Source organism: Colwellia sp. MB02u-6, from assembly GCF_014077095.1.
In the GTDB taxonomy this organism is placed as follows: Bacteria; Pseudomonadota; Gammaproteobacteria; order Enterobacterales; family Alteromonadaceae; genus Cognaticolwellia.
The window spans coordinates 43,181-63,638 of the sequence record NZ_JACGVG010000027.1; the positions used below are offsets into that span (position 1 = coordinate 43,181).

Annotated in this window: 18 protein-coding genes; 13 read left to right on the forward strand and 5 right to left on the reverse strand. The window is 39.8% G+C overall.

Features of this window, described 5'->3' with window-relative positions; all coding sequences use genetic code 11:
* Positions 1-42 precede the first annotated feature (42 nt).
* Positions 43-1,320, reverse strand: coding sequence for an HlyC/CorC family transporter (locus H4J46_RS02590; protein WP_182232013.1), 1,278 nt, complete (start codon positions 1,318-1,320; stop codon positions 43-45).
* A gap of 86 nt (positions 1,321-1,406) precedes the next feature.
* On the reverse strand, positions 1,407-2,207 hold the full coding sequence (locus H4J46_RS02595; protein ID WP_182232014.1) for a cytochrome c biogenesis protein CcsA: 801 nt from the start codon (positions 2,205-2,207) through the stop codon (positions 1,407-1,409).
* A gap of 274 nt (positions 2,208-2,481) precedes the next feature.
* Between H4J46_RS02595 and H4J46_RS02600 the strand changes: the two genes are divergently transcribed.
* Positions 2,482-2,688, forward strand: coding sequence for a hypothetical protein (locus tag H4J46_RS02600; protein WP_182232015.1), 207 nt, complete (start codon positions 2,482-2,484; stop codon positions 2,686-2,688).
* 340 nt (positions 2,689-3,028) lie between these two features.
* Positions 3,029-4,411, forward strand: coding sequence for a signal recognition particle protein (gene ffh, locus H4J46_RS02605; RefSeq protein WP_182232016.1), 1,383 nt, complete (start codon positions 3,029-3,031; stop codon positions 4,409-4,411).
* 163 nt (positions 4,412-4,574) lie between these two features.
* On the opposite strand, the gene H4J46_RS02610 is transcribed toward ffh, so the two are convergent.
* Complete coding sequence (locus tag H4J46_RS02610) at positions 4,575-5,555, reverse strand: DMT family transporter (protein ID WP_182232017.1); 981 nt, start codon at positions 5,553-5,555, stop codon at positions 4,575-4,577.
* Between the two features lie 240 nt (positions 5,556-5,795).
* Here H4J46_RS02610 and rpsP point away from each other — a divergent pair, with 240 nt between their 5' ends.
* The 8 genes from rpsP to H4J46_RS02650 all read left to right on the forward strand — a co-directional run bounded on the left by rpsP (position 5,796) and on the right by H4J46_RS02650 (position 13,351).
* The gene (rpsP, locus tag H4J46_RS02615; protein ID WP_146879194.1) at positions 5,796-6,044 is read left to right on the forward strand and encodes a 30S ribosomal protein S16; all 249 of its coding nucleotides are present in this window, start codon (positions 5,796-5,798) and stop codon (positions 6,042-6,044) included.
* Between the two features lie 28 nt (positions 6,045-6,072).
* On the forward strand, positions 6,073-6,603 hold the full coding sequence (rimM, locus tag H4J46_RS02620; RefSeq protein ID WP_404851647.1) for a ribosome maturation factor RimM: 531 nt from the start codon (positions 6,073-6,075) through the stop codon (positions 6,601-6,603).
* A gap of 43 nt (positions 6,604-6,646) precedes the next feature.
* On the forward strand, positions 6,647-7,456 hold the full coding sequence (gene trmD, locus H4J46_RS02625) for a tRNA (guanosine(37)-N1)-methyltransferase TrmD (RefSeq protein ID WP_182232485.1): 810 nt from the start codon (positions 6,647-6,649) through the stop codon (positions 7,454-7,456).
* A gap of 12 nt (positions 7,457-7,468) precedes the next feature.
* Entirely contained in the window at positions 7,469-7,822 is a 354-nt protein-coding gene (rplS, locus tag H4J46_RS02630; protein WP_182136030.1) for a 50S ribosomal protein L19, read from the forward strand.
* Between the two features lie 518 nt (positions 7,823-8,340).
* Complete coding sequence (gene acs / locus H4J46_RS02635; protein WP_182232018.1) at positions 8,341-10,284, forward strand: acetate--CoA ligase; 1,944 nt, start codon at positions 8,341-8,343, stop codon at positions 10,282-10,284.
* A gap of 298 nt (positions 10,285-10,582) precedes the next feature.
* Positions 10,583-11,707 (forward strand): 3-deoxy-7-phosphoheptulonate synthase, encoded by a 1,125-nt coding sequence (locus tag H4J46_RS02640; protein WP_220462914.1) that lies wholly within the window; start codon positions 10,583-10,585, stop codon positions 11,705-11,707.
* 15 nt (positions 11,708-11,722) lie between these two features.
* Complete coding sequence (tyrA, locus tag H4J46_RS02645; RefSeq protein ID WP_182232019.1) at positions 11,723-12,865, forward strand: bifunctional chorismate mutase/prephenate dehydrogenase; 1,143 nt, start codon at positions 11,723-11,725, stop codon at positions 12,863-12,865.
* A 12-nt stretch (positions 12,866-12,877) separates the two neighbouring features.
* Positions 12,878-13,351: a thioredoxin family protein gene (locus H4J46_RS02650; protein ID WP_182232020.1), complete on the forward strand. Its 474-nt coding sequence runs from the start codon at positions 12,878-12,880 to the stop codon at positions 13,349-13,351.
* A 424-nt stretch (positions 13,352-13,775) separates the two neighbouring features.
* Here the strand turns inward: H4J46_RS02650 and H4J46_RS02655 are convergent, their stop codons facing one another.
* The gene (locus H4J46_RS02655) at positions 13,776-14,372 is read right to left on the reverse strand and encodes a hypothetical protein (protein ID WP_182232021.1); all 597 of its coding nucleotides are present in this window, start codon (positions 14,370-14,372) and stop codon (positions 13,776-13,778) included.
* 122 nt (positions 14,373-14,494) lie between these two features.
* The gene (locus tag H4J46_RS02660; RefSeq protein WP_182232022.1) at positions 14,495-15,241 is read right to left on the reverse strand and encodes a hypothetical protein; all 747 of its coding nucleotides are present in this window, start codon (positions 15,239-15,241) and stop codon (positions 14,495-14,497) included.
* Positions 15,242-15,461: 220 nt separating this feature from the next.
* On the opposite strand from H4J46_RS02660, the gene H4J46_RS02665 reads away from it, so the two are divergent.
* The 3 genes from H4J46_RS02665 (at position 15,462) to H4J46_RS02675 (ending at position 20,372) form a co-directional block, all read left to right on the forward strand.
* Positions 15,462-16,520, forward strand: a complete 1,059-nt coding sequence (locus tag H4J46_RS02665; protein ID WP_182232023.1) for an efflux RND transporter periplasmic adaptor subunit — start codon at positions 15,462-15,464, stop codon at positions 16,518-16,520.
* A complete protein-coding gene (locus H4J46_RS02670; RefSeq protein ID WP_182232024.1) occupies positions 16,517-19,618 on the forward strand; it encodes an efflux RND transporter permease subunit in 3,102 nt (1,033 codons plus the stop codon). Before H4J46_RS02665 ends, H4J46_RS02670 begins: the two co-directional genes overlap by 4 nt.
* A 352-nt stretch (positions 19,619-19,970) precedes the next feature.
* Positions 19,971-20,372 carry a hypothetical protein gene (locus H4J46_RS02675; protein WP_182232025.1) on the forward strand — a complete coding sequence of 134 codons (402 nt, stop codon included), beginning with the start codon at positions 19,971-19,973 and terminating at the stop codon, positions 20,370-20,372.
* Positions 20,373-20,458: the final 86 nt, after the last annotated feature.

Sequence of the window (20,458 nt, forward strand, 5' to 3'; positions counted from 1 at the left end):
CAACGGTGCCTTTGCGTGAAAAGCTAGTTTAGCCTTTAATCGCTAAGGTTTAATACCATCATAAAAATCAGGTAAAATTCTAACTGTTTTGATCATATTGTCTTTTACTGCGATAATTTCTAGCGGGTAGCCTGCTATTCTAACGCTTAAGTTTGCTTCTGGAATGTCTTCAAGGTATTCCAAAATTAAGCCATTGATAGTTTTTGGGCCATCAGTAGGGAAATTCCAGGCCATTTCTTTATTCACGTCACGTACGGTGGCACTGCCATCAACTAAATAGCTGCCGTCGGGTTGAATATTAACTTCATCACTGGTGGTTGGCGTCATCGTTGTAGTGAAATCACCAACAATTTCTTCAAGAATATCTTCTAAGGTTACTAAACCTTGAATATCACCATATTCATCAACCACTAAGCCTATGCGCTCTTTTGCATGTTGAAACTTTAACAGTTGTACATTGAGGGGAGTACCTTCAGGAATAAAATAAATTTCTCGCACAGCACGTAACAAGGTTGCTTTGGTAAATTGTTCTCTTGAGACTAATCGCAAGGCATCGCGCATGTGAACATAACCTACTACATCGTCAATATTGTCACGATATAATAATACCCGGGTATGGTTTGACTGGGTAAGTTGTTTTTGGATGCGTTTCCACTCGTTATTGATATCGATGCCAACCAGTTCATTACGCGGGATCATAATATCTTCAACGGTGACATTTTCTAAATCGAGAATACCCACCAGCATGTCTTGATCTTGAGATTTCAATAAGGCACCTGATTCATTTACCACGGTGCGTAATTCTTCAGAGCTTAAACTGTGTTGTTCACGTTGTTCTGAACTAATCCCTAATATGGCTAATATGCCATTGGTAATCCAATTGACCGCAATAACGAAAGGGTAGAGTAGCTTTAAAAGCAAAACGAGGATCAATGAACTCGGAAACGCGACTTTTTCTGGATATAGTGCCGCTAAGGTTTTTGGCGTTATTTCAGCAAAAATCAAAATAACTAACGTTAGCAACAAGCCGGAATAAAACACGCCTGCGTCGCCGTACAATCGTTGCGCTATGATGCCGGTAATTAGGGTAGCAAAAATATTGACTAAGTTATTGCCAATCAAGATTAGGCCAATTAATTTATCTGGTTTTGCCAGTAATTTACTGACCCTTTTTGCGCCACTATGATTTTGTTTTTCTAGGTGTTTTAACCGATACCGGTTAATCGACATCATGCCCGTTTCAGAACCAGAGAAATAGGCTGATATGAATATGAGAATGCCAAGTACGACAAACAGCATATCGGTAGAGATGTTATCCAAAAGGTATCCTATTGATGCGTTATTTATAAGCAGTACTACAAGACCAAAGTGGAAAAGTAATACAAAGTTAACTTATACCCTAAAAATTATAATAAGAGAAATTCTTTCACAAATCGGCTACCAAAATAAGCCAAAGTCAGTATGAAGGTGGCAATTACGGTTAATATGAGTACCCGTTGGCCACGCCAACCTTGTTTAAAATGTCCCCATAACGTTAAAAAATAAATGCTGCAGGCGATCAGCGATAAAATAGTTTTATGTGCATTTACTTTTGAGATCATGCCGTCAAGAAACAAAAAGCCTAATGCTTGGCTGAGCAATAGGCTGATAGTACCTAACAGTAAAATAATATATAACTGGCGTTCAACTTGCATTAAAGGCGGTAAGTGATGTACGGCTTGTATATTTTTACTTTTTAATTTTTTATTGATGTAGGCAACTTGGAAGGCATACAAAGTGGCGATAACTAAAATACAATAGGCAATAAGGGCTAAAGTAATGTGGCTTAACATGGCAAGCTTATCGCTAACAATTTCCATATTACCTATAGGTGAAATGAAAATCATACTGAGTTGCCAAAGGCCAGCAAAACCATAAATCACGGGCAATAATAAATTAACCTTGAAGCGTAAAGCGACCGTCGAAATCACTAAGGTAATAATTAGACTGACCAGCGAAACCACATTAGGTAGCGAGAAATTAAGGTGGTTATGCGTAAATAAAAATTGTGAGCTACTTAATACATGAAAAACAATCGCCAAACAGGCAAAAATCAAGGTAATGATTAAGTTTGGTCCTTTCGGATGAAATAAACGCGATAAAATTGATATCGTCGCCACGCTGTAGCATACAAACGCAGTAAATGAACTGATACTTGAAAATTCCACAAAGAGCTCCAAAAAATTAAAAATTGTCCACAAGGTAAATAATACTGCTAGTTAATATTTGCTATAGCGATTCTAGCAGAACCTCTAGCAGACTCCATACTATTGTTTATTTTATATCAAGAGTTTACGCAAAGGTTTAATGGCTAAGAATGTTAATACGCCAAGACAAGTTAAGCCAAACCAAAAAGCTATTAACTGGTGACTGTGTTGCATTTGCTGACTAATAGTAATGTTAAAATAGACTAGCCCCCAGTCCAATAATAAACCAAAACTAATGGCAGAAATGCTAATGCCTAAAAGGTACTTTATCAATACGCTACTACCCATTTCATTTTTGATCACGCCTAAGGTTGAGATTTTAGTGGCCGGAGCTGAAGATCCTGATCGTCGTAGTTTAGTCGCCACAGGGATCACGCCACACGAACATAACGGCAATGGTGCACCAATAAATGCTGCTTTAATAATGGCTTTATTACCATAACCTAAATACTGGCTTAAAATTTTAGTGAGTACCTAAACTTTCATTAGGCCAGCAAAAAGTAAACCGAGTAATAGCCATGGGCTAGCTTCGACAGCTGAGCTGTAATAAATTATTAAAAAATAAGGTAAAGGTATTCACACTTGGTCCAAAAGTGAGTTAATTACTGGGAGTTTATCATAAATTTTTTCACTGTTATTGATCTATAATCAGGCTTTTTTTTCTACATATCGTAAGATTAAATCTCATCATTAGCTTAAAAAGATAACTTCTACTTTCGCTAATTAATTGTACGGGTATAATAGAGGTAATTTTTTGCGCAAAGTTAATATTTGAGTCATTTATGTTTGAAAATCTTTCCGATCGTTTAACGAAAACACTAAAAAATATCAGTGGCCGTGGTCGCTTAACTGAAGACAATATAAAAGAAACTTTACGTGAAGTACGGATGGCCTTATTAGAAGCTGATGTCGCTTTACCGGTTATTCGCGATTTTATTGCCAAAGTAAAAGAAAGTGCTGTTGGGCAAGATGTTTCTAAAAGCTTAACGCCAGGTCAGGTTTTTGTAAAAATTGTTCGTACTGAACTTGAAATGGCCATGGGTGAAGTTAATGAAGCCCTTAACCTAAAAACAGCACCGCCAGCCGTTGTGTTAATGGCCGGCTTACAAGGTGCAGGTAAGACGACCTCTGTTGCGAAGCTAGCTAAATTTTTAACTGAGCGTGAAAAGAAAAAAGTGCTTGTGGTAAGTGCTGATGTTTATCGCCCCGCAGCGATTAAACAACTGGAAATGTTAGCCACTGAAATTAATGTTGGCTTTTTCCCAAGTGATATTAATCAAAAGCCTATTGATATTGCTAACGGGGCGATTGACCACGCGAAGAAAAACTTTTTTGATGTTGTTATTGTTGATACCGCCGGACGTTTGCACATCGACGGCGAAATGATGGCTGAGATCCAACAATTACACGCCGCCATTAACCCCATTGAAACCTTGTTCACGGTTGACGCTATGACAGGTCAAGATGCGGCTAATACCGCTAAAGTCTTTAATGACGCCTTACCATTAACCGGTATTATCTTAACCAAAACTGACGGTGATGCCCGTGGTGGTGCAGCGTTATCTATTCGCCATATTACTGGTAAACCCATCAAGTTTATGGGGGTTGGCGAAAAAATTGAAGCCTTAGAACCTTTTCATCCGGACAGAATTGCTTCTCGTATACTTGGTATGGGCGATGTACTTTCTTTAATTGAAGAGGTCGAGCAAAAAGTTGATCGGAAACAAGCCGAAAAATTAGCGAAAAAAGTAAAAAGTGGTAAAGGCTTCGATTTAGAAGACTTTCGTGACCAACTTGTGCAAATGAAAAGCATGGGCGGCATGATGGGCATGATGGATAAATTACCCGGTATGGGCAATATGTCGGAACAAGTTAAAGGCCAAATGGATGATAAAGTGACTGTCCGTATGGAAGCTATGATTAACTCGATGACCAAAGCCGAACGACAGCGCCCTGATGTGATTAAAGGCTCACGCAAGCGTCGTATTGCTGCCGGCTCGGGTACGCAAATACAAGACGTCAATAAATTGCTCAAACAATTTACTCAAATGCAAAAAATGATGAAAAAAATGTCCGGTAAAGGCGGCATGCAAAAAATGATGCGCTCAATGAAAGGCATGATGCCTCCGGGTGGTGGCATGGGCGGTGGTATGCCGGGCCGTTAATTTGATGCTTTAAATTATGCTTTTAAAACAAAAAAGGTAGCGCATTGCTACCTTTTTTTTGTTTCCCTTTGCGCCATGTTGGCATAAATTTATAAAAAAAGTGGCTGATTTAGTGCTTTAATCGATATTTTTTCTTTACTCAATATTGGTCATAGCGGCTAAATCAAGCACTTTTATTTTTAAATCTTAAGTACTCTTTAACTGCATTTATATTTTTTTTATTAAGTATTCTATTACCTAGGGCTGTTAGCATTGAGCCCAACACCACAAAGCTGGCTCCGATATAAGCAAGTGCATTCAACTGTTGTGCTTGGAATGCTGTTGGCCAAATTTTCTCGGCGATAGTGGCAAACATCACAGTAAGTAAGGGTGTGATCGCCAAGGTTGCACTCACTTTGGCGGTTGACAAATATTCTAATGACTTGGCAAAAGTGCCATAGGCAATGAGGGTGTTAGCGCAGCAAAAAAGTAACAAAAGTAATGCGGTATCATCTAAAGACTTTATTTTTTCTGGGCTTGCCAAGGGTAAAAAAAACAGGGCACTAAATAAGTAAATACACCACATTATTTGGTTTGAGCTGTAATAACGTAACATTTGTTTTTGCATGATCGCATAGGCCGCCCAAGTTATTGCCGCACCGAACATAATGATAAAGCCAAGTAAAAAATCATTGCTATCAATGCCACGACTATTAATAAATTGTTGGTTAAAAAACAATAACAAACCTGAGATAAGCACTAAAGAGCCAACCATTTGACCACGGCTAAAGTGTTCCTTCATTACAACAACACTGCCCAGTAACATGAAAAATGGCGCCATTTGAATGAGCATTTGTGCAGTTTCTACTGGTATATAGTGCAATGAAACTAGATACAGTATGTAGTTAAAACTCAATAGGATGGCCGCAAGCAATAGTCGTTTTATGACGCTAGTTTTTTGTAGTGCTGAGCTAGGTATTTTTCTTGCTGCTGATAAAAAGAGGGTAACGAAAAATGCAGCGAACACGAAGCGGTACCAAGTAATAGTATAAGCGTCCATTAAGACTAAAACAGATTTTAGCGCTAAAGGCAGTAATCCCCACATAATAGCCGTGGTCATCGCTAGCATTAATCCTTTTATACTGGTGTTTGCGAGCTGAGTCATAGTTTTTTCCGGCTAGAAAGAGTTAATTAAAGCGCGGATATATGGCGCTTGGTTTTGCAGGAGTGGATTATATAGTTATATTGGTAACACAGATAACTAATTTAAGAAATAATTCATCCAAAGCTAGCTTTAGGTTGCTTTGTCAACAGAAAAGCGTAATATACGCGAGCTTTTCTGTTGCTTAGTCGACGGAAATGTCTGGGAAATTCGTTTTAACACTTAAATTATATAGAGGACGATATGGTTACCATTCGTTTAGCTCGTGCCGGCGCAAAGAAGCGTCCATTCTATCAGGTTGTTGTTGCAGATAGCCGTAACTCTCGCGATGGTCGTTTCATCGAGAAAGTTGGTTTTTTCAACCCTACAGCGCAAGGTCAAGCGGAAAAATTACGTTTAGACTTAGACCGTGTCAACCATTGGGTTGGTCAAGGTGCAACTGTATCTGATCGTGTGGCCAAATTAATTAAAGATGCTAACAAAGCAGCTTAATTTAATTGGTAGGTTTTAGGAGTTTGTTGTGGAAGTTATTGGTAAAGATGTCACTTTAGGTAAAGTAGGCGCAGTCTACGGTATCAAAGGTTGGTTGAAAATTCATTCATTCACAGATGACCAAGAAGCCATTCTAGACTATTTTCCTTGGTCTTTAAAATTAGGGAATAAGATTCAATCAGTAGAGATTACCGATTGGCGCAAACATAACAATGGTCTTGTGGTTAAAGTGGCAGGTATTGATGATCGCGATGTAGCACAAAAGCTCGTCGGTTCAGAGATATTTGTCAGCGAAGAGGCGTTATCAGACTTACCTGAAGGTGAGTTTTATTGGCGTGATCTAATCGGCATGGCGGTAGTTACTGACAAAGGTTACGACCTAGGTCGGGTTTCCGACATAATGGAAACGGGCGCTAACGACGTACTGGTTGTTAAAGCTAATCTGAAAGATGGCTTTGGTAAAAAAGAAAGGTTAATACCTTACTTAATGGACCAAGTTATACTTTCGATAAGCGCTGAAGATAAACAAATTTGTGTTGACTGGGATCCAGGTTTCTAACTTGAGTAAGAGTGTATTAACAAACATGCTTAGTGATAAGAAAATGTGGATTGGGGTGATAAGCCTTTTTCCCGAAATGTTTGACGCAATTACTGAGTATGGGGTGACAGGCCGAGCGATACGTAATGGTCTAATTGAGTTCCATAAATGGAACCCAAGAGATTTTACTCATGATAAACATCGCACTGTGGACGACCGACCTTACGGTGGCGGCCCAGGGATGCTTATGATGGTTCAACCATTACGTGATGCTATACAAGCTGCAAGAAAAGCTGCAGATGAACATAGCAGCCCTGATTTTATTAAAGAAAAGGGTAGAGCGAAGGTTATTTATTTGTCGCCACAAGGACGGAAATTGGACCAAGCTGGTGTACGTGAATTAGCACAACATGACCGACTGATATTTATAGCAGGACGTTATGAAGGCATAGACGAGCGACTAATAGAGTCTGAAATTGACGAAGAATGGTCGGTCGGCGATTATGTATTAAGTGGTGGGGAATTACCTGCTATGAACATAATTGATGCCGTAGCACGCTTTGTGCCTGGAGTATTAGGACATCAACAATCAGCTGAGCAGGATTCATTTTCTGACGGTTTATTGGATTGTCCTCATTACACTCGGCCAGAGGTTATGGATGTTTCGGTAGTCGAAGCAAAGTCTGTTCCTAAAGTGCTATTAAGTGGTAATCACGAACATATAAGGCAATGGCGCCAATATCAGTCGTTAGAAAGAACTTGGACTAGAAGACCGGAACTTTTAACTAACCTAGCTCTGACAGCAGAGCAGCAAAAAATGTTAACAGCCATTAAGGCTGATAACAAAAATGCTGCTGATGACTGTGAAACCTAGGAAGAAGGTATTATGAGTAATATTATTAAGCAGCTCGAAGCCGAGCAAATGAGAACAGATGCACCAGACTACCGCCCAGGCGATACAGTTGTTGTACAAGTAAAAGTTACAGAAGGTGAAAAATCACGTCTTCAAGCATTTGAAGGTGTTGTAATCGCTATTAAAAACCGTGGCATCAATTCTGCATTCACTGTTCGTAAAACTTCGAACGGCGTTGGTGTAGAGCGTGTATTCCAGACACATAGCCCAATCGTTGACTCAATTGCAGTCAAACGTCGCGGCGATGTACGTCAAGCCAAGCTATACTACTTACGCGAGCTATCTGGTCGTAAAGCACGTATTAAAGAGAAATTGGGAAAAAGATAATTCCCCTTTAATACGCGTATTGTTAGTTAGTTTGAGAAAAGCCTGTTTGGGAAACCAAATAGGCTTTTTTGTGTGTTTTTTTACTTATCGAGAAGCTGTAACGTTAGAAAAAACTACAATAAATGCAATGAATACTCTGGCTTTAGCAGTGCCTGGCCAGTGACTGTAGGTTTATTTTCGTTGTTATTGTGTTTTATGTACTTAGACAAGTACATAAAACAGTCAACACTTGTTTTATTTGAACGCCTCAAGATTTTCTAGGCTTTATTCTATCCTCTTGATTTAAATGTTTTGTTTATTTTAAAAATCTTATTGTGCCGCATTTTTAACATTCCTATTAGACTTATTCCATCTCAAGCTTATATAAATAATTCATGAATATTCGACTTAAGTGGTGTGTCCCATCGCGAAAAGTTAGGCTATTATGTTGGTAAGTTAAAAAGTTGATTGATAGTTGAATGAGGTTTTGCTTCAACGTCTCAACAAGCCATTAAATAACAAGATTTCAAGGATTAAGCATGCAAAAACTAAAAAACCATTTTCCCGTATTAGCGCAAGCAAAAGCCCACACCTATATTGATGCAGCGAAATATGACGCAATGTACAAGCAGTCAATTGAACAACCTGATGTTTTCTGGGCTGAGCAAGCTGAACAGTTCCTTGATTGGTATAAGCCTTGGGACAGTGTCTCAGATGTTGACCTTAAGTCTGCTAATATCAAATGGTTTTCTGGTGGTAAATTAAATGTGAGTTATAACTGTATTGATCGTCATTTAGTCAGCAAAGCTGATGATATCGCTATTATTTGGGAAGGTGATGACCCTAGCGAAGATAAAAAAATAACCTATCAAGAGCTGCATGATCATGTCTGTCGTTTTGCTAACTTACTAAAAGCACGTGGCGTGAAAAAAGGAGATCGTGTCTGTATTTATATGCCCATGATTCCAGAAATTGGCTATGCCATGCTAGCTTGTGCCCGCATAGGAGCAGTGCATTCAGTGGTGTTCGGTGGTTTCTCTACTGAAGCTATTCGTTCACGTATTGCTGATGCTGACTGTAAAGTCGTTGTTACCTCGGATGAAAGTCTTCGAGGAGGTCGCGTTATTCCATTGAAAGTCAATGTTGATGCGGCCGTTGCTGATTGTCCAAATGTTCACTCCGTTATTGTTGTTCAACGCACGGGGGGTGATGTGGCGTGGAATGATAAAATTGATGTGAATTACCAACAAGAAGTTGCTAAGCTTCCTGCGGTTTGTGAGCCGGAAGTGATGGACGCTGAAGATCCACTCTTTATTTTATATACCTCTGGTTCAACAGGCACACCTAAAGGTGTGTTACATACCTGTGGTGGCTATTTACTTTACGCTGCTATGACCCATAAATATGTTTTTGATTACAAAGATGGTGAAATTTATTGGTGTACGGCAGACGCAGGCTGGATTACTGGCCATTCGTATATTTTTTACGGACCCTTAGCCAATGGCGCAACCACACTGGTTTTTGAAGGTGTGCCGACTTATCCTGATGCTAGTCGTTTTTGGCAGGTGTGTGATAAGCACCAAGTTAATATTTTTTATACCGCACCAACCGCTATTCGCGCCTTGATGAGTGTTGGTGATAGCTTTGTTGAAAAAGCGGATTTATCATCGTTGCGTCTTTTAGGTACGGTAGGTGAACCGATTAATCCAGAAGCATGGCATTGGTATTATGAGGTTGTGGGTAAAAGTAATTGTCCTATTGTTGATACATGGTGGCAAACAGAAACGGGTGGTATTTTAATCACCTCTTTGCCAGGAGCGGTTGATATGAAACCAGGGGCAGCAGGTAAACCATTTTTTGGCGTTAAACCCGCACTCTTTGACAAAGACGGAAATACCCTTGAAGGCGCAAACCAAGGCTTATTAATGATGACAGGCAGTTGGCCGGGTCAATTACGCAGTGTTTATGGCGACCATGATCGTTTTTATCAAACCTACTTTAGCCAATATCCAGGTAATTACTTTACCGGTGATGGTGCTAAACGTGATGACGACGGTTTTTATTGGATCACCGGTCGTGTTGATGATGTGTTGAATGTTTCTGGTCACCGCTTAGGTACTGCTGAAATTGAGAGTGCTTTGGTATTGCACCCTGCAGTTGCTGAAGCGGCTGTTGTTGGTTATCCGCATGAAATTAAAGGCCAAGGTGTTTATGCTTATGTCACCTTAATGAGTAATGCGACAGAGTCAGATGAGTTATTGCGTGAGTTAACTGAGTTTGTGGCGAAAGAATTAGGCCGTTTTGCTAAACCTGACTACATCCAATACGCTCCAGGACTACCTAAAACCCGTTCAGGTAAAATTATGCGTCGTATTTTACGCAAAATAGCTGAGAATGATGTAGATACCTTAGGTGATACCTCAACTTTGGCTGATCCCGCAGTTGTCGAGAACTTAGTTAAGAATCGTATTGTGCATAAATAAAGTTATTGATATAAACTATTAAGAAAGAAGCGCCATTTGGCGCTTTTTTTATGTCATATTTTTAATAATAGGACTGTACGTGAGTAAATTATAGTGTAATATAAATGATACAAAACAAGTAAACTATATTTTACAGTAAGAAAGGCGTAAAGGATGTATAACCTGCAGTATCGATATTATTACCTCTCATACTTTAACTAGTTGTTCTTCTCGTAGCATGTCTATTGTTAAAAATAGTGGCTAACCAAAATACTTTACTTAAAACTCACAATTATTGTTCCATATTTAGGAAAGAATCATGTCAAAAAATACCTTAACGGCGTCAGACGCAAACCAAATACCTAAAAGTAGGCTGAACGATATTCACGTCAATGCGGAAGATGTCTTAATTACCCCGAATGCTTTACGAGAAGAGTTGCCGCTGCCAGAAGCAGGCCGTGTTTTTGTTAAAAATGCTCGCCAAATCATTGCTAATATTATTCATAAAAAAGATCATCGCTTGTTAGTTATTGCTGGCCCCTGTTCTGTACATGATCTTGAAGGTGCCAAAGCTTACGCAAGACAACTGAAAGAATTACACGATAAATATCAAGATAGTTTATACATTGTTATGCGAGTTTACTTTGAAAAGCCGCGCACTACGGTCGGCTGGAAAGGTCTGATTAATGATCCGCATATGGATGGTTCATTTGATGTGGAAACTGGCCTTCGCAAAGCCCGTGCATTATTAATTTACTTAACCGAGTTAGGTTTGCCGTTGGCGACTGAAGCGCTAGATCCAATCAGCCCACAATATTTAGCCGAGTTATTTAGTTGGTCGGCTATTGGTGCTCGCACCACAGAGTCACAAACGCACCGTGAAATGGCCAGTGGCTTGTCGATGCCGATTGGCTTTAAAAATGGTACCAGTGGTGGTCTTGGTGTGGCTATTAATGCTTTGCAGTCAGCCGCTTCTTCACATCGTTTCATGGGTATCAATCGCTTAGGACAAGTGGCACTGATTAAAACTTCTGGCAATCCTGACGGTCATGTCATTTTGCGTGGCGGAACAAAGCCTAACTACGATGCGGTTAATGTCGCTTTATGTGAAGAAGAACTAGCCAAACATAATTTAGAGCCGGGTATCTTGGTTGATTGTTCGCACGGTAATTCTAATAAAGACTACCGTCGTCAACCCTTAGTAGCTGATAATGTTTTCGATCAAATTTGTGCCGGCAATAAGGCTATTATTGGCATTATGTTAGAAAGTAATATAAATGCTGGTAATCAAAGTTCAGAGTTACCTATTGACCAGCTGAAATATGGCGTTTCTGTGACAGATGCTTGTATCGATTTTGAAACCACGGAGCAGCTTATTTCAGCGGCGAGTGCTAAACTTGAAGTCGTTTTAAAACAGCGGATTAATTCAACCGTTAGTGAATAGGAATAAGCAGCTACGATGAACAACGAATTTACATTTGAGCAAAATTTAGGCGCGTTACGCGATGAAATTGACGATATTGATGGTCAATTAGTGGCCTTATTGGCAACGCGTCGCGTTGTTACCACCAAAGTGGGTTTATTAAAAAGTGCAGCGGGTATGCCAATTTATGCCCCTGAGCGTGAAGCAAACTTATTAAAGGTGCGTCGCCAGCAAGCCATAGATGCCGGTTTGTCGCCAGAATTAATTGAAGATATTCTGCGCCGCTTGATGCAAGACTCTTATGTCAGCCAAGATGCTAGTGGCTATCGTTGTGTCAATCCTGATTGCAAAAAAGTGATTGTGATTGGTGGTAAGGGACAATTGGGGCGCATTTTTGTTGATTTGTTTACTCGTTCTGGCTATCAAGTACAGGCTTTAGAGCAAGCTGACTGGCCAAATAGTGCTGCTATTTTAGCCGAGGCGAGTTTAGTCATTGTTGCTGTGCCGATTCGATTAACCACTTTGGTTATCCAAAAACTAGGCACCTTGCCTGAAAACTGTATTTTGGCAGACGTTACTAGTATTAAAGAAGCGCCACTATATGAAATGATGAAAGTACACGCTGGCCCTGTGGTTGGACTACATCCGATGTTTGGGCCTGATGTCACGGGTTTAGTTAAACAAACTATTATTGCTTGCGAAGGTCGATTTCCACAACAGTATCACTGGCTACTAGAGCAATTTAATGTTTGGGGAGCAAAAATCTATCCAGTTGAAGCACAGGTACATGATCAAGCCATGTCTATGGTGCAAGTTATGCGACATTTCTCAACCATAGCTTATGGTTACCACTTAATGACTGAAGGCGCTGATATAGCGCAACTGGTGGAGATGAGTTCACCTATCTATCGTTTGGAGTTGATTATGGTTGGGCGTTTGTTTGCTCAAAACCCTGAACTTTATACTGATATTATTTTCGCCAATCAAAACAACATAGCTATGATGAAGCGCTTTGCCTATCGATTTTTAGCATTACTTGAAGATGTGCAATCAAATGACAAAGCCGCTTTTACTGAGATGTTTTCACAGGTTGCTGATTACTTTGGTGATTATGCTGATATTTTTATGCAGGAAAGTAAAGTGATGTTGGCAAAAGCAGACCAACTAAAAAAATACTAAACAAGGATTGAGATGAGAAAATTTGCGGTGACGCTATTAAGTATTATGCTGGTTGTTGTTTCAGTCTGCGCCAATAGCCAGGGGGAAAAAACGCCGATGACCATTGGTGAAATTAGCCAGCAGCAATTGATGGCTAATCATAAGTTTTTCCAACAAGGTTATCAGGCATCTCGACTGTCTGCGCTTGAAATTGCTGAAATTAACCGCTGGCCAAAAGATTTACACGTAGACGTTTACTTTGGCTCTTGGTGCCATGACAGTGTGCGTGAAGTGCCTATGTTTTTAAAAATAGTGGCTCAAAGCCTAAGGCTTTCAAATCGCTTAATTGCGCTCGATTATGCAAAGTCAGAGCCAAGCGGCTCAGCTAAAAACCACGATATAAAATATACCCCGACTTTTATTGTTTATCAAAACGATAAAGAAATTGGTCGTATTATTGAACGTCCAAAAGTGTCATTAACCGCTGATATCTCAGCGATGTTATAGCTTAGTTTAAAATGTGCGTATGGGCATGTAGCGAAAAAATCGCCGATGAATTATATTCTCTGCGATTTTTTTGATCATGGCTCACTTTTTTGATAATAGCTGAATTGGTAATATTTTAATGAGTAATAGTTTAATGGATAAGTAGACTTTATAGCTTTTCGTCTGGGTATATTCTGTTACTCATTTAAGCAACAAATACCGTTATGCTTAAGCGACTATAAAGTTCCGCTGTGCCGGCTTAGTAGATGGTGAGTTAACATATGGCAACAGGCATGAACTCGTTGCATGATAATGAAAGTAAGTAGTTGAAGTTTTATTGCTCTTTTTGACCAAGCAGTTACTTTACCCTGTTATAAATTGCCTAGAGTGACAGCTTCAAACTAAGAACAGGTGCATGTTGGCAGGTGACTTAAGGTTTATTAAGTTAAAATTTGATGGCGATTCCGACCGAAATTGAACTATCTATCCAGAGTGAATCGCTAAAGTTTGCGCTACAAATATCCTGCTGGCAAAACATGGCGTCATCCTCATCAATTAAGGTGGCATAGGCGCGTAGTTCGGTCACTAAGGCTATTTGCTGAGAGAATTCATAGCGAGTACCAATGGCGACGCTGGCAGACGGATACAGTTCTTCACTACCTTGTTCGGCATCGAAATAAGCACCACCTAGCCCTAAACTTAAAGTCGTTACATAGTTTTGCTGACGGTACAAAGCGATGCCATTAAAGTGTGCATAAGTGACATCTAGCTCATTATTAACTTGATTTTCGCCAATAAAATCATGACTAACGTGGCTCAAAAGTATCTGACCTTGGCCATTAACATTTTCTTGCCACGCTATACCAACAGCCATGTTATTGCCAGAGTCAATATGGATATCGCTATTGTCACTGGTAACCAAGTCAGGGCCGTATATTTTACCCAACATAAAGCTGAGTTCTAATGGTTTTGCCATAGCGGCATGTGATAACAAAAAAGTGCAAAGCATTGCTAGTGGTGTTAATCGGCTATTTACTTTCATGACAAGGTGTCCTGTGATTTGTTATTTTTTATAAACTCAGCCAAATGTAGTGGCTAATTCTGACTAATCTCGGCCAGTTTTGGCCAATTTTGACTGAGTTTTAAGACCGCTAAAAATTAAGGTTAGCCAAATAAGTCAGTCAGTTTTTTCTTAGCTTTTTCTTTTAGCTTCTCTTTTAATTTCTCTTTAGCACTGTCGGTTAACTTTTTCTTTTGTGTGGTTTTTGCTTGTTGCCAAATTTGAGATAATGCTTGTTTAACAATCTCGGCACCGAGTTGGCTTGCAGGTAAACCAGTTTCACCACCGACATTACTTAATGTGATATCCGGTAAAGTGGCACTGTGTGCTTTATTACCAAAAGCACTTAAATCAAGCGTTAACGCCGTGCCAGCAAGGATGATTTTACTGACTTTTATTTTAGGCTCCTCACCCGTGTTAGTTTCGGTAGCAATTGCCTCAGCTTCAGGGGTATTACGCTTGATAGCATCGAGAATATCTTTAATATTAGAGCCACCAGTTTGGGTGAACTGGACAAATGCTTGCGGTGATTTGATGATGATCGCATCAATAATAATAGGTGATGAGGCTAAGCTTTCTAAATTAATATCAAGCGTTACTTCCTCTAAAGCGAAAGCGTTTGGTTGGTTATAAGTCTTAGGGTTGGCTAAATTAATACCTAAAATACTACCTGCGCCACTCGCGATCTTAATATCAACAGTTTTTACGGTAACCGCTTGTTCAGTGACTTTACTGCCCACCGTTTCAATTTGACCTTTAATGTAGCCATTAAGTGAGCTTCCTGCTAAAAACCAAAGAGTACCACCACTAAGTAATAATAAAACAATAATAATTGAGGCTATAATTTTCACGAGTTCAATCCTTAAAATGTAAAAATGAAGCATCGCGCATACTCGCTATACTTCATTTGGTTCATGTCTTATTAAATTATATCTTAATAAGTACAAAGTTAATTTTTTTTCTAATTTGCGACCAAAGCCTTAAATCCTAGGCTAAGTTGTCTCGAGCGCTGTCAGTATCTAAGCTATAGTAATATTATTATAATTTACTCAATTTTAGAGAGTTTTGTTTATGTCTACTGCCATTGGTCGTCGCTTACCTTTGTTATTACTTGTTGGAATGTTGGTTGCCTTAGTCGTTTATTTACAATGGCCTGAAAAGACCTCCAGCAAAGAAAAATATCAACGTGTTGTCGCAGTAAAAGTCGCTAAAATCGATCTAGTTGATTTTAACGATTCTGTCGAGGCCATTGGTACGTCACGGGCGAATGAGCAGGTCTATATTACCAGTAAATATTCAGATGTTGTTGCTGAGGTTTTATTTCAAGATGGCGAAACGGTTAAAAAAGATGACATTTTAGTACGGCTAAATAGCCAAGAGGAAGCAGCTAAAGTCGAAGAACTTCAGGCTAACCTTGCTGAATCTGTCGCGCAACTCAATCGTTTTCAAGATTTGTACAAACAAAAAGCCACGGCTAAGTCGCTGGTTGATCAACAAGAAGCAAAAACTAAGGCTATTTCAGCACAACTACTCAGTGCTAGAATAAAACTAGCCGAACTTACTATTAAAGCACCATTTTCAGGCATCTTAGGCTTTCGCGAAATTAGTCTCGGTGCGTTAATTAATGTTGGCGATGTGATCACCAGTTTAGATGATCTGAGTATTATTAAAGTTGATTTTTCAATTCCAGAGCGTTACTTAACTACCGTAGCGATTGGTCAGCGCATAGAAGCGAACAATATAGCTTATAAAGACAAAGTATTTGTTGGCAAAGTCACCTCGATAGACTCTCGCATCGACAGCGTTACACGAACTTTAAAAGTACGTGCAAAAATTAACAATGCTGACAATCAGTTACGTGCGGGCATGTTGCTAACTTTGCATGTGGTACGCAAAGTTGAGCAAATATTACAGATACCCGAAAGTGCAATTATTCCGATTGAAGACCAGCATTTTGTTTTTGTTGTTGAAGCGGGTAAAGCCATTAAGAAACCATTAGATATTGGTCGTCGCTACCGTGGTTTTGTTGAGGTTATTGGTGGGCTAGAAGTAGGCACAGAAGTGGTTGTCGAAGGCGCCTTAAAATTACGTGATGGTACTAGTGTCAATACCATAGGGAATAAATCGTGATTTTATCTGACCTGTCAGTTAAGCGCCCTGTCTTTGCCACAGTAATCAATTTACTCTTGATTACTTTTGGTATTGTCGCTTTTTTAACTTTACCCCTTCGAGAGTATCCTGATATCGACCCGCCGGTAGTGAGTATTAATACCTCATATCCTGGCGCTTCTGCTGCAATTGTCGAAAGTAAAATCACGAAAATACTGGAAGATAGAATTAGCGGTATTGAAGGGGTTAAATCCATCAATTCTTCTAGCCGAGTGGGCCGTTCTAATATTTCAATTGAATTCGAACTAGACCGTGATATTGACGCCGCGACAAATGATGTGCGTGACAGAATTTCGCGTGCGTTAAACAACTTACCAGAACAAGCTGAACCGCCTGAGGTGTCTAAGGCAAATGATGATGAAAGTGCCATTGTTTGGTTTGTTTTACAAAGCGAGGTAATGAGCACATTACAGCTAACTGATTACGCCGAACGTTATATTGTTGACAGGTTTTCTGTGGTTGATGGCGTTGCACGTGTGCAAGTTGGTGGTGGTAGAACCTATGCGATGAATGTGGTGTTAAACCGAAAAGCAATGGCCGCTAGAGGTATCACTGTTAATGATATAGAACAAACTCTGCGCGCTGAAAATGTTGAATTACCAGCGGGAGAAGTGGAATCAATCGACCGAGATTTTTCGATTCGTGTTGAACGCAGTTATCTCACCGAAGATGACTTTGCCACTATGGTGGTGGCGCGTAATGATGATAAATCATTGGTCTATCTGGGTGATGTGGCTAAAATTGATTTAGCGGCGGAAGATGAAGAAAACATGTTTCGTGGTAATGGCAAAAATATGGTGGGTCTGGGCATTATTAAACAGTCAAAAGCCAATACCCTCGAAGTAGTTAAAGCGGCGCGAAAAGAGATGATGTCGATTCGTGGTGGCTTGCCAATAGGTACCACGATCACTAATAGCTATGACTCATCAGTGTTCATTCAAGGCTCAATTGACGAAGTATATAGCACACTGGCCATTGCCATGACCATGGTGGTATTGGTTATATTTTTATTTTTGGGTAACGTTAGAGCAACCCTTATTCCAGCTGTTACCGTCCCTGTAGCGCTAATTGGTTCCATGATGGTGCTATCGTGGTTTGGTTTTTCAATAAACTTATTGACCCTACTGGCCATGGTGCTAGCCATTGGTTTGGTGGTAGATGATGCCATTGTGGTACTGGAAAATATTTACCGCCGTATTGAGCGCGGGCAAACCCCGTTGCTCGCTGCATACGAAGGCGGACGAGAAGTGGCGTTTGCTGTTATTGCTACCACCTTAGTGTTGGTCGCGGTGTTTGTACCGTTAATCTTTTTATCAGGTAACGTCGGACGATTATTCACCGAGTTTGCTATTGCGATTGCGGCAGCGGTGATTTTTTCTAGTTTAACGGCATTATCGTTAACGCCAATGATGTGTTCTAAAATGTTAAAACATAAGGAACGTAGCTCATCGTTTGGTCAAAAGTTGGATCGAGGTTTTGCTAAGTTTGAAGCGGCTTATGGGCGTTCGTTAAAAGCCAGTATCCATCAACCCCTGATGATTTTTATTGTGATTATTTTGTCGCTATTCGCGGTCTACAGTTTATTTAATCAATTACCTTCAGAGTACACACCAAAAGAAGACCGCGGAAACTTCTTCGTCATGATGCGTGGTGCAGAAGGGGCAAGTTATGAAAATAACGTTAAAAATATGCAGCAAATAGAAGAAGCATTACTCGTGCATCAGCAAAGTGGAGAGCTTGACCGAGTACTTGTGCGTGTGCCTGGTTTTGGTGGTTCGGGTGGTATTGCCATTGTAGGTATGCCCGCTTGGAAAGATCGCATTACGGACACCTTCGAATTTATTAATAAAATAAATGGTGAACTCGCTAAAGTAACGGATGTTAGAGCGTTTGCTATGATGCGCCGAGGCTTAAGTGGAGGCGGGTCTTCATCACCGGTTGAATTTGTTTTGCAAGGTAACACCTATGAAGAGTTAGCAAAGTGGCGTGATATTATTATTGCTAAAGCGCAAGAAAACCCCAATCTGCACAGTATCGATAGTGACTACAAAGAAACCTATCCACAATTGCTGGTTAATATTAATCACAACAGAGCCTTCGACTTAGGCGTGTCGGTGGGTGATATTGGCCGCACCCTTGAAACTATGTTGGGTCAACGCCGTGTCACTAACTTTGTTGAGCGCGGTGAAGAGTATTATGTGGTGGTTAAAGGCGAGAAAAATGATTTTTCAAACCCTAAAGACATTGATAATATTTTTGTTCGCTCCACGGTCAGTAATAAATTAGTGCCCTTGTCGAACTTGATCACGATACAAGAGAGTGCCACATCGTCGCAACTCAATCGTTTCAATCGCCTGCGCAGTGTCACTATTAGTGCTAACTTAGCCACAGGCTATGCCTTGGGTGACGCCTTAGCGTTTTTAAATACGGCGGTTGCTGAGCATTTGCCTGAACAAGCGCAAGTGGCCTACAAAGGCCAATCGCAATTATTACAAGAATCAGGTAACTCTATCGCTTTTATTTTTATTTTGGCCTTAGTGATAACCTACCTAGTATTGTCAGCCCAATTTGAGAGCTTTATTCATCCTTTTGTGATCATGTTAACCGTGCCATTAGCTTTAGTTGGCGCTTTAGCCGGCCTGAAACTGATGGGAATGAGCCTGAATATATACAGTCAAATTGGCATTGTGATGTTAATTGGTTTAGCGGCAAAAAATGGTATTTTAATTGTTGAATTTGCCAATCAGTTACGCGACAAAGGCATCGCCTTTGAAGAAGCCTTAATCACTGCCGCCACGCAACGTTTAAGGCCTATAGTGATGACCACATTCACCACAGTCACCAGTGCTATTCCATTAGTGCTAGCGGTGGGGCCTGGCGCTGAAAGTAGAATGGTGATCGGTGTGGTAATCTTCGCGGGTGTATCATTGGCGAGTATTTTTACTTTATTTGTTGTACCTGGGGCTTATTATTGGCTGTGCCGCAATACAGGCTCACCACAAGTTATCTCTAAAGAAATTGAGCACCAGCAAGCTCAAGCCGCTATAGATAAAATATAGTTATAGCAATTTCATTAAAGCAGTGAGCAATGATAAGTAAAAAAATAGTTAAGAGTCAGACGCTTAATGGATCAATAACGGGCTATTATGATGGTAAGCAACAGAGATTTTGGCTGTTTAGGCTATCTTAAACGGTCGATTATTTATTTCAATTGCTACTCAATAGTGCCAGTCGATAAAAGTCTCTATAGCCGTAATGTTATAGGGACTTTTCTACATTTAAAGCAGGTAAGCCAAACACTGAGGCTAAATGGCTGCTGATTATTTTTGTATAAAAACCAGACGTCTTGATTAAAAACTATACTTGGGATATAAATAGGGAAAATAATAATAATAAATTTGGGAAATATTGATGTTTAAGGTTAATAAAAAGCTTTGGTCTTTTAATTTTGGTTGCCTAATTGCAGGTTCATTAGTGTGGTTGGTTCATATCGGTAATTGGGTGCCAGTACCCAGCATACTTCACCCCCATACTGATTTTATGCTTGATTATTACCCTGGTGCAGTTACGGCTATTACCGCAAGTATCGTCAGCATATTGTTACTGTTTTTTATGCATAAAGGTTTTAAATTATGTGCCAGTGAACATACTTTTTGGCTATTATTACCAACAATGTGCTTTATTAGTTTAACCTTGTTAATGGGTCAGTTTATGTTTTCAGCCCTTATGTTCGCCGCCATGCCAATATTATTTATCTTAGTGTCTAGTGCTGTTATTTTTAAATTAAAAAATCGCAAACTGCTAGTTATCTAAACTGAACTGAGATTAAGCAAGTGTTGTGTGATAAGTATTGGAAGCTAAGTATGTAGAATTAAGCAGTTCGAACTAAGCATTTAGAA

Excerpts from the sequence above, each read along its gene's own strand:
- H4J46_RS02600 (WP_182232015.1), top strand. The coding sequence starts at position 2,482 with ATGGCAGAAATGCTAATGCCTAAAAGGTACTTTATCAATACGCTACTA.
- ffh (WP_182232016.1), top strand. The coding sequence starts at position 3,029 with ATGTTTGAAAATCTTTCCGATCGTTTAACGAAAACACTAAAAAATATC.
- H4J46_RS02610 (WP_182232017.1), bottom strand. The coding sequence starts at position 5,555 with ATGACTCAGCTCGCAAACACCAGTATAAAAGGATTAATGCTAGCGATG.
- rpsP (WP_146879194.1), top strand. The coding sequence starts at position 5,796 with ATGGTTACCATTCGTTTAGCTCGTGCCGGCGCAAAGAAGCGTCCATTC.
- trmD (WP_182232485.1), top strand. The coding sequence starts at position 6,647 with ATGTGGATTGGGGTGATAAGCCTTTTTCCCGAAATGTTTGACGCAATT.
- rplS (WP_182136030.1), top strand. The coding sequence starts at position 7,469 with ATGAGTAATATTATTAAGCAGCTCGAAGCCGAGCAAATGAGAACAGAT.
- acs (WP_182232018.1), top strand. The coding sequence starts at position 8,341 with ATGCAAAAACTAAAAAACCATTTTCCCGTATTAGCGCAAGCAAAAGCC.
- H4J46_RS02640 (WP_220462914.1), top strand. The coding sequence starts at position 10,583 with ATGTCAAAAAATACCTTAACGGCGTCAGACGCAAACCAAATACCTAAA.
- tyrA (WP_182232019.1), top strand. The coding sequence starts at position 11,723 with ATGAACAACGAATTTACATTTGAGCAAAATTTAGGCGCGTTACGCGAT.
- H4J46_RS02650 (WP_182232020.1), top strand. The coding sequence starts at position 12,878 with ATGAGAAAATTTGCGGTGACGCTATTAAGTATTATGCTGGTTGTTGTT.
- H4J46_RS02655 (WP_182232021.1), bottom strand. The coding sequence starts at position 14,372 with ATGAAAGTAAATAGCCGATTAACACCACTAGCAATGCTTTGCACTTTT.
- H4J46_RS02665 (WP_182232023.1), top strand. The coding sequence starts at position 15,462 with ATGTCTACTGCCATTGGTCGTCGCTTACCTTTGTTATTACTTGTTGGA.
- H4J46_RS02675 (WP_182232025.1), top strand. The coding sequence starts at position 19,971 with ATGTTTAAGGTTAATAAAAAGCTTTGGTCTTTTAATTTTGGTTGCCTA.